Here is an 11,912-nt window from a genome sequence, read left to right as displayed (position 1 = left end):
CAATGGCGCCTGCACAGTGATTCGGGGGAGTCAGGGGGAGCCTGATGGAGGGGCTGAAACCGACCGATCCGCAGCAGGTGGGCCGGTACCGCATCGCGGGCTTGCTGGGGGCCGGCGAGATGGGCCTCGGAGGGCGGGGGACCTGTCCTTCCTCGATTCAGGCGCGTGGTTCTTCGTCCTGGGCTGCATGGCGTCGGTGGCCGGCACGGTCCGGCTGTCGGGTCCGAAAGGCGGAGGCAGGGCAGTCTGACCGGTCGAGGCCCATGGGTGCGGCCCGTTCACGCGGGCCGGGCAACGTCAAGCCTGGCCATGCGCCATCAGCGCTGCGTGCGGCAGACTCAGTACACCGCCCGGACCCGTGAACTCCGCGCACGACGACTCGAAGTGGTCTTTGATCGCGGCAATGACCGCCGGCTTCTGACTCGTCACGATCTGGCCGATCGTCGCCACTCCGGCGGCTGCTCCGCTCCACCACTCCTCAACCGTCGTCCGATGGTCCCAGGCCAAGGTGTCGCAGACGACGTCTGTCAGACCCGCCTCACCGAGCAGCGCGGCGAAGCCCTGTTCCGTACGGAGGAAGTCGTCCTCGGGAGCAAGGACCGGCAGGTGAGCCGGCCGCGTGACACCTGCCGCCTGGACAGCTCTGCCCAACAGGGCCTGCCCGGCGGCCGGGGGAAGCGCCCAGATGGTGACGGCGATCCGCCCGCCGGGCCGCGTCACCCTTCGCAACTCCGTCAGGGCGTCCCGAGGCCGTCCGACATGATTGAGGACGAAGTTGCCGACCACGGCGTCGAACGCGTCGTCGGCGAACGGCAGGCGGGGCAGAGCGGCAAGCCGCACGTCAGCTTCCGGAACCGCCGACGCGGCCCGGGCGACCATGCCTGGTTCGGCATCCGCCGCCGTCACCTTCGCTCCCCGCGCATATGCGGCTGCGGCGACGGTACCCGTGCCCGCCCCGACATCGAGGACCCGTACTCCCTCCGCGACCCCAGCCGCGTCGAGGAGCACAGGCACCGGATACGCGCAGAGTTTGGCGAAACTCGCGGCATAGGCATCGGCCCGCCCCGTCCACGTCCGCCGCTCGGACTCGTCGAACGCCGTCTGCACCACTCGTCCTCTCCCCGGAACCACCGCATCCACGACCATAACCCTGCGCCCCGACGCCGACCCATGGCTGATCGACAGCGTCAGGGGATCATGAACACGCACGGACCAACGGGCCGGTGCATGGCTCGCACCGGCCCGTAAGGTTGGAACAGGAAGGGTGAGTTCTGACCCGAATCCGGCGAACTCTCAGGCCTCCCTGGGATTTCCGCTACTCGTCGATCGCCGCGCCGAACCGCGCGTTGGCCGCTGTGGCTCCGAGGCGCGCCCCGCCATAGGTCCACGAATCCGTGGCGGTGAGTCCCGAGGACGACGCGGGAAGGACCCATACGAAACCGTCGTCCGTGTTCTCACCCGGTGCCGCCGCCAGCAGACCGAAGCGGCCGTCGGCGTTGGCGTCGATCAACCGCACCTGGCCGCCCCAGCGGTCCGAGGCCTCCGCCGCGCCGGGAACACCGGAGGAGTTCTGGTCGAAGCTGCGCACCCCGGTCGCCGTCAGCCCGCCCGGTGCGCCACGCAGCGTCCAGACCGCACCCGCGTCGGACACGGAACCCACGTCCTCCCCGGGTGCCCCGATGGCGAGATCCGGGCGGCCGTCGCCGTCGGTGTCACCGGAGGACAGCTCGGCACCCCACCGGTCGCCCGCCTCGGCCGTGCCGGGGACGCCGGGGGAGTCCTGCGTCCACGTCTGGGCCGGGGCCGGGTCGAGGCCGGAGAGGTCGCCCTTGCCCAGGTAGACGGAGACGGACCCACCGAGGGGTGAGCCGACCCCCGTGTCGCCGATGGCCAGGTCGTCCTGGCCGTCGTGGTTGAAGTCGCTGGAGACGACCGCGGGACCACCTTCGAACGCGCCGCCGTCGCCCAGCGCCTCGACGTCGGGCGCGCCGTGGAGCACCTGGGTGGCACCGATGCCGGGCCGGTCGCCGGTGGTCACACCGGAGATCGCCAGGTCGGCCCAGGAGTCCTCGTTGTAGTTGCCGTGGCTGAGGCTCCGGAAGGCGAAGCCGGTCTCCAGCGGGCTCACGTCCCGGGCACGGACTCCCGCGTCCACCGCCTTCAGCTGCCGGGCAGCCGCTGTCGGCGCGGAGGTGAAGAACAGCAGCGTGTCGTTCTCCAGGACGGCGACGCTGTCGCGCGGACCGGCGTCCGGGTCTGCCGGGTCCGGGGCGAAGTACCGGGCCGCTTCGATGGCCAGACCGAACCTGGCGCCGGCCCGCGATCGGCCGGTGTCCTCCAGCCAGGTGCTGTCGGACCCGTGCAGCCCGCTCGGCGAGCCCCAGAAGACGACGGCACCGCCCGCGTCGGACAGTCCGGCCAGATCTTCGCCGGGGATGCCGACGATCGCGTCGTCGTAGCCGTCGTTGTCCAGGTCACCGGAGGCCACGGCGCCGCCGAAGCCGTCGCCGGCCTCGGAGGCACCCGGAACGCCCGAGGTGTTCTGGTGAAGGACGCTCTTCTTGGTGGTGCTGAGGCCGCTCGACGAGCTGTACTGCACGGAGACGTAGCCCGCGGCCTTGGCACCGCTCACCGTGGCGCCCGGGGCGCCGATCAGCACGTCGTCGAACCCGTTGCCGTCGAAGTCGCAGTTGTGCTGCTGCCAGCCGATGGACGGGAAGGGCGCCACGGCCTGTGCCGCGGGGGCCGCGATCATCGCGCCGCCACCGAGGGCGAACACTGCCGCGGCTGTCAGGGCCGCGCTGGTGATGTGACGCACAGGAGCCAACCTCCTTGAGTTTCCGGATTGCCTGCGGCGTCCTGCTCGGCCGAGGCGGAGGGGTCGGACGGGTCCTGGGGGCGGTGCACGTACGCAGCCGGCCGTTCACCGGCGACACCGCCGAACAGAACGCTGTGGGTGCTGGTGGTCGTAGAGGCTCGGAAGGACGTGGTGCCCGCCGCGACGCGGCATGGAGTCATGCAAGGCCCCCTGGTCCGACAGTGCGGTGAGAACGACGCCCTCTTCCGCTCACCCAGAAGACACCCGAAGTTGGTCCATGGTTGTAGTCGGAGCGCGGGACGCTCGTCCGATGCAGGGCGCCGAACGTGCCCGCAGGGCTGGACCAGCGCGACCGAAGGGGAGTTCGCCGGACGGCAGTTGACGGCACGTACAACTACAAGGGCCGACTCTGCATTCCGTTCCGCAACCCGTGCGGAGTGCCCGTGGGAACCTCAGTCGGTATCGGTATCGGTATCGGTCGCGGCAAGGCCGGCCAGGCGCCTGCCGTCGGCGGAGAGCACGGCCAGGCCGATGTCCCAGGCCACTCATGCCCCCGGCAGCCCCAGCCGGGGGCATGAGAAGTGCCGGCAGCCTCGCCCGGCGCTCCGGCTCGCACAAGCGCCGCCGGCCCGTAGCGCCCTCAGCCGCCCACGCGCGTGTAGGTGAGGAACACCGCGCCGCTCTTGAGGACGGTGTGGTCCGCCAGTGTCCAGGTGCTGGGGTCGAAGGCGGCCTTGCGGGAGAACAGAGGGATCCCGTTGCCCACCGTCAGGGGGCCGATTTTCAGGATCAAGGTGTCGATCTCGGTGTACAGGGAGCCGGCGAGCTCTGCGCCGCCGAGCAGCCAGATGTCCTTGCCGTCCTGCCGCTTGAGCTCGCGTACGGTCGCCACCGGGTCGTCGGCGACCAGTTCGACGGCCGGGTCCGGGCTTTCGGCCAGGGTCCGGGAGAACACCAGGTGGCGCAGGTGGGGGTAGGCGTCGGTGATTCCGGCCGCAAGGCCGATCTCGTAGCTGCGTCGCCCTTCGAGAACAGTGTCGAAGTGCGTGCCCTCCGTCGTCACGGACAGTGCCTGCCGGGCCTGGACCGGCAAGGTCTCCGGGTATTCGGCCACGAGATGCTCTATGTAGTCCGCCGGTATGGGCCAGAAGCCGTTCGGCCCGGTGGGGTCGTCGCCGTCGGGGCCTGCGATGAAGCCGTCGAGAGTGGTGGCGATGTAGTGGACGAGTTTGCGCATGCCGGGTTCCCTCCGGTGGTTACGTCGTCACGAGGCGCCCCCGAGCCGCCGGAAGACGTGCCGAGGCGTGAGGCCGCTGAGTGATCATGGCACTCGACCGGCGACGCGAGTGCCGTGTCGCCGAATTTCGTGAACATTCGCCCGTGCTGTGTTTGACCCACAGCCGACCCAGGTCCCGTCGGTGGATGGCGTGACCTGGGTGCTGCGCTTTTGCGTGGCTGCTACTTCAGCTTGACTGCGTCCCCGGTGGACACGACTCGAGCGGTCGTTGTCGTGCCGGGGAAGTACCAGCGCCAGCTGCCCGCCGAGGTGGCGGTGACCTTGGTGCTGAGGTGGCCGGCTTCGCCCGTCTTCACTGTCTTGACCGTGCTGTAGTGAGCGGTGCCGGCCTTCTTGTACTGGAGCTTCACGTCCTGGCCTGTGAAACCGTGGTACTTCAGGTCTTCCCAGTCGGCCCGGGACAGCTTGCCGGTGATGGTGAGCTTGGCTCCCCTGGCCACGGGTTCAGGCGCCGCGTTCGTGGTGAGCTGGGAAGCGCGCTTCATCTTGAACTCGGCGATGTGGTCGGCGATCCAGTAGTCGCCGTCGTTGGCCTTGACGTTGGCGCTGACCTCCCAGACGCCTGCCGTGTGGTTCACGTCCTCGGGCAGGCTGTTCGGGAGCCACGCCGGGACGATCGTCATCGTGGCCGTGCAGACCGACGTGGTGGAACTCTTCTTCTCGCACCGGGTGTCCACCCAGTCGCTGTATCCCCAGCCGTTCGTCTTGTTGAACACATCGACGTGCGACAGGCCCTTCACACCGGAGTTGTCCCGGATGGTGATGGCGATCGGATAGGTGACGCGCTTCGTGGTGCCGATGATGACATTGTTGCCACCATTCACGACCGTCTTGGTGACGCGGATGTCACCTCTGCCTTCCGCGTGAGCCCCGGTCGCCGCCAATAGCGTCAATGTCGACGCACCAGCCGCCAAAACACAGGCCGTTCTGGCCGTTCTGCCTCGCATGATCCCTCCCCTGAGATGTGGGAGGAGAGACTACACAGCCGGTCACGGGCTGAACCGCCGCGACGAAGCCGAGATGACTGCCCGTCAGGCACTGGCCGAGTGCGAGCAGTTCCTCCATCCCGCCCATCCACGTATACGCCAAGCGCGGGAACTGCTGGCCCGTGTCACGGCCGGGGATCCTTCGCCCGAGACTCTGGACGGGGGTGCCGGATCCTCGTAGGGGGCTGGGCAGGCTCACGGGTAGGTGGCCAGGCCCGAGCGATCGGCGGAATGTGATGCGGTGTGGAGTGCGGCACGGTGGATTCAGGGCACTGGCCTGCCTAGGCCGTAGCGGGGCTGTCGGGTCGGCGGCTCAGTCTCGGCCGAGCCGCTCGGCGGCGAACCTGGCTCCTTGCTCGACACTGCCGTTGAGGTGATAGGTCAGGTGCGCGGCGCTGTTGCGGCCGTTGCCGCAGACCGGGTCGCCGGTGTTGCAGAACTCCTTGGCCTTGGGCCCGAACAGGTCACTGGCCGAGGCGACGGTGCGGCCCGACAGCCGCAGGGGGTTGCCGAAGACGACGACCGCCTTGACGCGAGCGGCCAGCCCCTTGGGGATGGTGCGGCCGGTGCCCAGCCGCGTCGGGATCCCCAGGGCGATGTCGGTGACGCTGCCGCCCTGGGAGTATCCGCCCAGCACGAAGGACGTGCCGGGACAGTTGGCCGCCGTGGACTTGACGCGGTCCGTCATGTCGGTGGCGCCGGGCCCGGCACTCGTCTGGGAGAAGTTCGCCGCGTAGTCGACGGCGTACGACGACACGGTCTTGCCCGGCAGGGCGCTCTTGATGTTCCTCACGAGCGGGGTTCCCGTGATGCCGAGACCCGGGGCTTCCCCGGTACCGCGGGCGAAGACGACCTCGACGTCGGAGCACGGGGCCGCGGACGCCATGGAGGGCAGCAGGGAGAGGCCGGCCGCGCTGAGGGCACCGACGGCTGCGAGGGACACGAGAGTGAGACGACGCCGTGACGCGTGACGGGACATGGGGTTCCTCTTTCTCGAGCGGTGGTACGAGCGCTGGTGACGGGGTCCGTTCGCCGAGCGCAACAGCACCGTAGGAAGCGCCGCGCCCCGCACGGATCGGTGAAATCACCAGTCGGCCACCGGTGCCCCTGGTGGAGGGACAGTCGGCAATGCCGCGGATCCGGGCCCGCACCTGTCGGCCGCTCGCTACCATCGGCACAGCAAGACCACAGAGAACGGTGGTGCGCGTGGGGCATGAGGCAACCGGCACGGATCCCGGCCAACGGGACGCTCCCCCCGCGCGAGCCGAGCAACTACCGCCCGCGCACGAGGAGATGACGCTCGGCCTCCGCCTGTTGCGTGACGGTCCCGTCTCCGACGCCCACAACCTTCTGCTTCTCGCCTCCAGGACTCTGCGGACGACCGACGTGGCCCGCTCGCGCGAGGCGGGCGTCCAGGCCTCCCTGGCGGCCTGGTCGGGAGGTGACCGCGAGGGCTACCTCTCAGCGCTCGACGCGCTGTGCCCTCCTGCCGTTGCCCCCGACGGGGGGCGGGACGAGGAAGACGGCCACGGTCCGGTCGAGTCCTTCTGGCGTGCCTACCGCGACGGCATGCGCAGCACCCTGCACGGCGACTTCGACCGCGCCAACGTGCTGCTCGGCCCCATACTGAACGTACTGAAGACACAGCAGGAGGCCTCGCGGCTCCTGTCCGCGGGCACGATCGCGCTCATGCTGGGCGACCTCGCGGCGGCACGACAGGTCCTCGGCCTCGCGCTGGCCACCGCCCGCTCCGATCCGGCGCCCACGTTCCTTCCCCGCATCCTTGAACACCTCTCCTACGCCGAACTGCGGGAGGGCAGATACCACCAGGCCCGCGTCCACGCGGAGGCCGGTCTGGAAGCCGCCGCCGAACACCCGCAGAGCAATGTGACGGCCGGACTGTCCGCGGTCCTCGCCCTGGCCGCATCCATCGCGGGCGACCCCGCCGTGGTCGCCACGCACGCGCAGTCGGCTCTGCACATCGCCCACGCCCACGGACTCAGTCAGGCGAGAACACTCGCCGAATGGGCCCGGGCCCGCGCGGACCTGGGCCACGGCAACCCCGAACACGCCGCCGCGCGACTGGCCCCGCTCGTCCGGGCGGGACCGAGGCAGGGCCATTTCGGACTGTGGATGATGGCGGTCCCCTGCTACGTCGAAGCCGCGGTCCTCGCAGGCCACGACGTGGACGCGGACGTGGAACACCTGATCGGCCAGTATGCCCGGTGGGCTTCGCTGGGCGCGGACCCACAGGCCCCGGCGGTCGTCCTGCGCTGCCGGGCCATGGTGGCTGGCAACGAGCACAGCGAAGGCCTCTTCACCGCGGCCCTGGCCCGACACGAGAAGGTCGACAGCCCCTACGAGCACGCCCGGACCCACCTTGCGTACGGGATGTGGCTGCGACGCCGACGCCGTCCCGTGGAGGCCCGTACCCAGCTGCGCCGTGCCGTCATGGGTTTCGACCAGTGCGGTGCCGACGTCTGGACCGAACAGGCGGACGCCGAGCTCAGAGCGGCCGGCGAGACGCCCACCGTCGTGCCCACCCCCCGATCCGGGACGGGACCGCTGACGCCGCTCACCCCGCAGCAACTGCGCATCGCCCACTCGGTGGCCCAGGGCGCCACCAACCGCGAAGTGGCACGCCAGTTGTCGATCAGCACCCGTACCGTCGAGTACCACCTGCGCAACATTTTCACCCAACTCGGAGTGCGCTCCCGGGTGGCCCTGGCCCGGCACCTGGAGCCCGATCTCCCTCCCGTTCATACGGGCGGACAGCTTCCTTGACCCCTGTGGTCTTCCTGCCGGGCAGCCTATGGGCCGGGATCCGCACTGCTGCCGCGCCCGTGGCTGCCTGCGCCACTTGGCTCCGAGGCGTGTGTGCGGCCGGTTCGTCATGGGCGGGCAGCCGACCGTCCTCTGCCCACGTCCTGGCAGCCGGCTTCCCATCGTGCGGCAGATGGCGGCCTGGCCGCCAACCGAGTCGGCTTCGCACTGTCGGTCGCCGACAGGGATGCCGCCCGTCGAGAGGGTGGCTGTGCTCAACCCGTGCAGAATTGACGGGAGTTGTGAAACGCGACAAGAATGTGGCTCGCTTCGCTGTGTCTGAAGAGAGCGAAGTGACGCGAGCGACGTGAGTGACACAGGCGTCCACGTCTTCGTCGGTCATGTCTTCATGGCACCCGTCCGTACCGCCCGCTCGCACTCTGCCACCTCCCACACCCTTGACCTTCACAGAGGCTCATCTTGTCGCGTTCGCAACAAACACGATTCCTCACCGCCCTCGCGGCAACGGCTTTCGCCGGTGCCGTGGTTCCCCTCGTCGGGGCAGGGGCCGCAAGCGCCACGACGTCCGGCGACTGCCAGTCCGCCACGGTTCAGTACCGCATCGTCGACGCCGACGGAAAGCCCGTGGGCGCGGACTGGTCCTCCCAGGGCGGGTTCCACCAGTGGGACGCCGTCCCGGGAACGGTGGAGGTCCGGCTGGCTCCCGGCCAGAGCGTCGGTGACGGCTGCAAGTACCCCGTCTCCCTCGCCGAATACACCACCGAGGGGCCGAACTGGTTCGTCTCCGGTCACCAGGCCCTGGTCGACAAGGCCACCGTCTACCTCACCGCCGCGGACGTCGCGGACTCGGGCGACGCGAAGCAGACCTGGCAGAAGCTCGAGGTGCGGGCGCCCGACTGCTACGGCCAGATCGACCTGTACGGTGACGACGTCTCGTACGACGGAAAGACCGGGGAGGGTCACGGCCCCCTGCCCTACCAGCCCGACAACATCGCCACGCCGTACCACCTGATAGCCGCGTGGAACGGCGGCGAGAAGCCGTGCACCCCCGCGACGCCGGACTCGCCCTCCCCGTCGCAGTCCGCCCCCGCCACGCCCACGACCCCCGCGGCGAGCGAGCCGCCGGCCGACAAGACGACGGAGCCCGCCAGCCCCAAGCCGTCCAGCACCCCCTCGACGACGCCTGACGTGCCCCCGCTGACGTCGACGCCGCCCGCCACCCCGTCGCCGTCGCCCAGCGACAGCACGCCGCCGCTGGCCGAGACCGGTGCGAGCGGCCCGCTCGGCCCCATCGCGGGGGGTGCGGCCGTGGTGATCGTCGCCGGAGCCGGTGCGGTCGTCATGTCCCGCCGCGCGCGTCGCTCCTGACGCAGGCACCCGGGATCACTCCCGAACGCTAGGTAGTTCGCAGGCTCCGCCCGCAGGACATCGACGCCCACTCGCGTCGACCTGCGGGCGGAGCTGTCTGGTCGGGGGCCGGGAGTGGGGAGCCGGGGCGAAGCACCTGTGTTGCGTTGTGCCGCTGCCGCTGCCGCTGCCGCTGCCGCTGCCGCTGCCGCTGCCGCTGCCGCTGCCGCTGCCGCTGCCGCTGCCGCTGCCGCTGCCATGGCGACGGTCGCGGCGGGGTCACGAGGTGGCCGGATGGCTCGAACCTTGTTCGGAGCACGTGATGCGGCACACATGTTTTCCCAGTGCACCCCGCTTACCAGCCACTTCGCTCGGTTCATGTGTGGTGACCGACCGTCAGGACGGCCAATTCGGCATTTAGTACCCGGGGTTACATCTGTCTTGTCGATCGAGCTTGCTATCGTGTTACTCGTTGGTAGCAATCCGTAGGGGGCCCCGGGAGGCCGGCGCGTAAGTCGTCGGCGCTGCCTGGGCGGATTGGCCGAGACGGACGTTCTGGCAAGGGGGCCAGGCGGACGCGGTATCTGCGCGTACCCATGACGCGGCCTTCGAACTCCAGTCTTCCCGCTCACTCATCCGAACAGGTGAGACTCGTCTTATGGCTCGTTCCCTGGTCGATCTATTAACTCTGCACGCTTCCCGGCAACCCGACCGGACTGCCTACCGGTACCTCGTCACGGGTGACTGCGACGGAGAGATCCAGGACATCTCCTACGCGCGGCTCGCCGAGCGGTCCCGGGCCATCGCCGCCTGGCTCCAGGAGCGCGGCCTTGCCGGTTCCCGCGTCATGCTGCTGTATCCGCCCGGCATCGAGTTCATCTGCGGTTATCTCGGCTGTCTTTCGGCCGGGGTCGTCGCCGTGCCGGGCCTGCCGCCGCACGGCCGGTCACAGAACCACCGTGCCCTGCTCCGGATGAAGCGCCTGATCGCCGACGCGGACGCCCAGGTGATCCTGGGCGGCCGCGAGGTGATCGCGGCCCTCGCCACGATGACGGAACACCTGCCCGAACTGGCCGGGATCACCTGCGTCGCCACTGAGGACATCCCCGACGAGGCGGCCGGTTCCTGGCGTGAACCCGACCTCACCGCCGACTCCGTCGCCTTCCTCCAGTACACCTCCGGATCCACCTCCGCCCCGCGCGGGGTGATGGTGACCCACGGCAATCTGCTGGACAACGAGCGGGTCATCACCGAGCGGATGGGCCACACTCCCGACGTGATCGAGGAGTACGACCATGAACTCTTCGTCAGCTGGCTGCCCGTCTATCACGACATGGGCCTCATCGGTCCCGTCCTGAACGCGGCCTACCTCGGCGTGACCGCCACCCTCTTCTCCCCGCTGCACTTCCTGCAACGGCCCGAACGCTGGCTGACGGCCATCAGTCGGTATCGCCCGCACACCAGTGGCGGCCCCAACTTCGCCTACGAGCTGTGCCTGAAGCACACCACACCGGAGCTTCTCGACACCCTCGACCTGAGCCGGTGGAAGGTCGCCTTCAACGGCGCCGAACCCGTGCGGGCCGCGACCCTGCGCCGGTTCACCGAGACCTTCGGCTCGGCCGGCTTCCGCCGCGAGGCCCTGTACCCGTGCTACGGCCTGGCCGAGGCCACGCTGATCGTCACGGGCAGTTCGGTGCACGCCCCGCCCACACTGGCCACCACCACCACCGCCACAGCCGCGGCCACCACCACCGCCACTTCCGCTGACGGGACCGGGGCGCGTGCCATCGCGCCGGGGGCCAGGTCGGTGGACGCGGCGGCGGTGGGTTCCGGCCGGCCCGGCCCCGGCATCACCGTGGTGATCGCCGACCCCGAACGGCAGGAAGAACTCCCCGAGGGCGAGGTCGGCGAGATCTGGGTGTCCGGCGCGAGTGTCGCCAAGGGCTACTGGCGCAACGCGCTCGCCACCCGGCAGACCTTCCGGGCCGGCCTCGTGGGGCGCGAGGGCCGCTTCCTGCGCACCGGAGACCTCGGATTCCTGCGGGACGGCGAACTTTTCGTCACCGGTCGTCTCAAGGACCTGATGGTCATCGAAGGGCGCAACCACTACCCGCAGGACCTGGAGCTGTCCGCCGAGATGTCCCACTGGGCGCTGCGGCCCGGCTGCACCGCCGCCTTCTCGGTGGACATCGAGGGAGAGGGCGAGCAACCCGTCGTCGTGGCCGAGACGGCACCGGAGGCGGTGGGCGAGTCCGAGAAGATCATCGATCTGATCCGCGGCGCGATCAGCGAGGCACACGGCCTGCCGGTGCGCGAGGTCGTGCTCGTCCACCCCGGCACCATCCCCAAGACGTCCAGCGGGAAGATTCAGCGCCGTGCGTCCCGGGCGGCGTATCTCGACGGCACGCTCTCCCTGGTCGGCGGGCCCGAGGCGAGTTGACGGAGCCCGTCGGCGGTGCGCCCACGCGCTGCCGACGGCTCAACGGCCGCTTCGGACAGGTCTGTTCGGCGGTCGCGCATGGTGCTGTGACGGTCGTGCGTCAGCGTCAGTGTCAGCGCCAGCGCCATGGCAGTCATGCAGCACTCGTACAACCGCCGGTATCCGCTGCTCCTCACCCGAATCCACCCTCCACCCTCCACCCTTCACCCTCCATCGTCTGCCGTCTGCCGTCTGCCGTCT

The 11,912-nt window shown here is 69.8% G+C and carries 9 protein-coding genes; 3 read left to right on the top strand and 6 right to left on the bottom strand.

What is annotated here, in order from left to right; translation table 11 throughout:
- Nucleotides 1-297: 297 nt before the first annotated feature.
- From OG410_RS01770 to OG410_RS01745, 6 genes are all read right to left on the bottom strand, one after another.
- On the bottom strand, nucleotides 298-1,146 hold the full coding sequence (locus OG410_RS01770; RefSeq protein ID WP_443063700.1) for a class I SAM-dependent methyltransferase: 849 nt from the start codon (nucleotides 1,144-1,146) through the stop codon (nucleotides 298-300).
- Nucleotides 1,147-1,315: 169 nt separating this feature from the next.
- Nucleotides 1,316-2,818: an FG-GAP repeat protein gene (locus OG410_RS01765; RefSeq protein WP_329297428.1), complete on the bottom strand. Its 1,503-nt coding sequence runs from the start codon at nucleotides 2,816-2,818 to the stop codon at nucleotides 1,316-1,318.
- A 452-nt stretch (nucleotides 2,819-3,270) separates the two neighbouring features.
- Nucleotides 3,271-3,363 carry a DUF6183 family protein gene (locus OG410_RS01760; protein WP_329297427.1) on the bottom strand — a complete coding sequence of 31 codons (93 nt, stop codon included), beginning with the start codon at nucleotides 3,361-3,363 and terminating at the stop codon, nucleotides 3,271-3,273.
- A 95-nt stretch (nucleotides 3,364-3,458) separates the two neighbouring features.
- Nucleotides 3,459-4,055 carry a dihydrofolate reductase family protein gene (locus tag OG410_RS01755; RefSeq protein WP_329297425.1) on the bottom strand — a complete coding sequence of 199 codons (597 nt, stop codon included), beginning with the start codon at nucleotides 4,053-4,055 and terminating at the stop codon, nucleotides 3,459-3,461.
- A gap of 221 nt (nucleotides 4,056-4,276) precedes the next feature.
- Nucleotides 4,277-5,062 carry a hypothetical protein gene (locus OG410_RS01750; protein ID WP_329297424.1) on the bottom strand — a complete coding sequence of 262 codons (786 nt, stop codon included), beginning with the start codon at nucleotides 5,060-5,062 and terminating at the stop codon, nucleotides 4,277-4,279.
- Nucleotides 5,063-5,414: 352 nt separating this feature from the next.
- Nucleotides 5,415-6,080, bottom strand: coding sequence for a cutinase family protein (locus tag OG410_RS01745; protein WP_329297423.1), 666 nt, complete (start codon nucleotides 6,078-6,080; stop codon nucleotides 5,415-5,417).
- Nucleotides 6,081-6,307: 227 nt separating this feature from the next.
- Between OG410_RS01745 and OG410_RS01740 the strand changes: the two genes are divergently transcribed.
- The 3 genes from OG410_RS01740 to OG410_RS01730 all read left to right on the top strand — a co-directional run bounded on the left by OG410_RS01740 (nucleotide 6,308) and on the right by OG410_RS01730 (nucleotide 11,672).
- Nucleotides 6,308-7,885 carry a helix-turn-helix transcriptional regulator gene (locus OG410_RS01740; protein ID WP_329297422.1) on the top strand — a complete coding sequence of 526 codons (1,578 nt, stop codon included), beginning with the start codon at nucleotides 6,308-6,310 and terminating at the stop codon, nucleotides 7,883-7,885.
- Between the two features lie 522 nt (nucleotides 7,886-8,407).
- Complete coding sequence (locus tag OG410_RS01735; protein WP_329297421.1) at nucleotides 8,408-9,253, top strand: hypothetical protein; 846 nt, start codon at nucleotides 8,408-8,410, stop codon at nucleotides 9,251-9,253.
- Nucleotides 9,254-9,890: 637 nt separating this feature from the next.
- Nucleotides 9,891-11,672, top strand: a complete 1,782-nt coding sequence (locus OG410_RS01730) for a fatty acyl-AMP ligase (RefSeq protein ID WP_329297420.1) — start codon at nucleotides 9,891-9,893, stop codon at nucleotides 11,670-11,672.
- Nucleotides 11,673-11,912 lie beyond the last annotated feature (240 nt).

The organism is Streptomyces sp. NBC_00659 (genome assembly GCF_036226925.1).
GTDB lineage: Bacteria > Actinomycetota > Actinomycetes > Streptomycetales > Streptomycetaceae > Streptomyces.
Note: the sequence above shows the minus strand (reverse complement) of the source record. Positions and strands in the feature narration are given on the sequence as shown.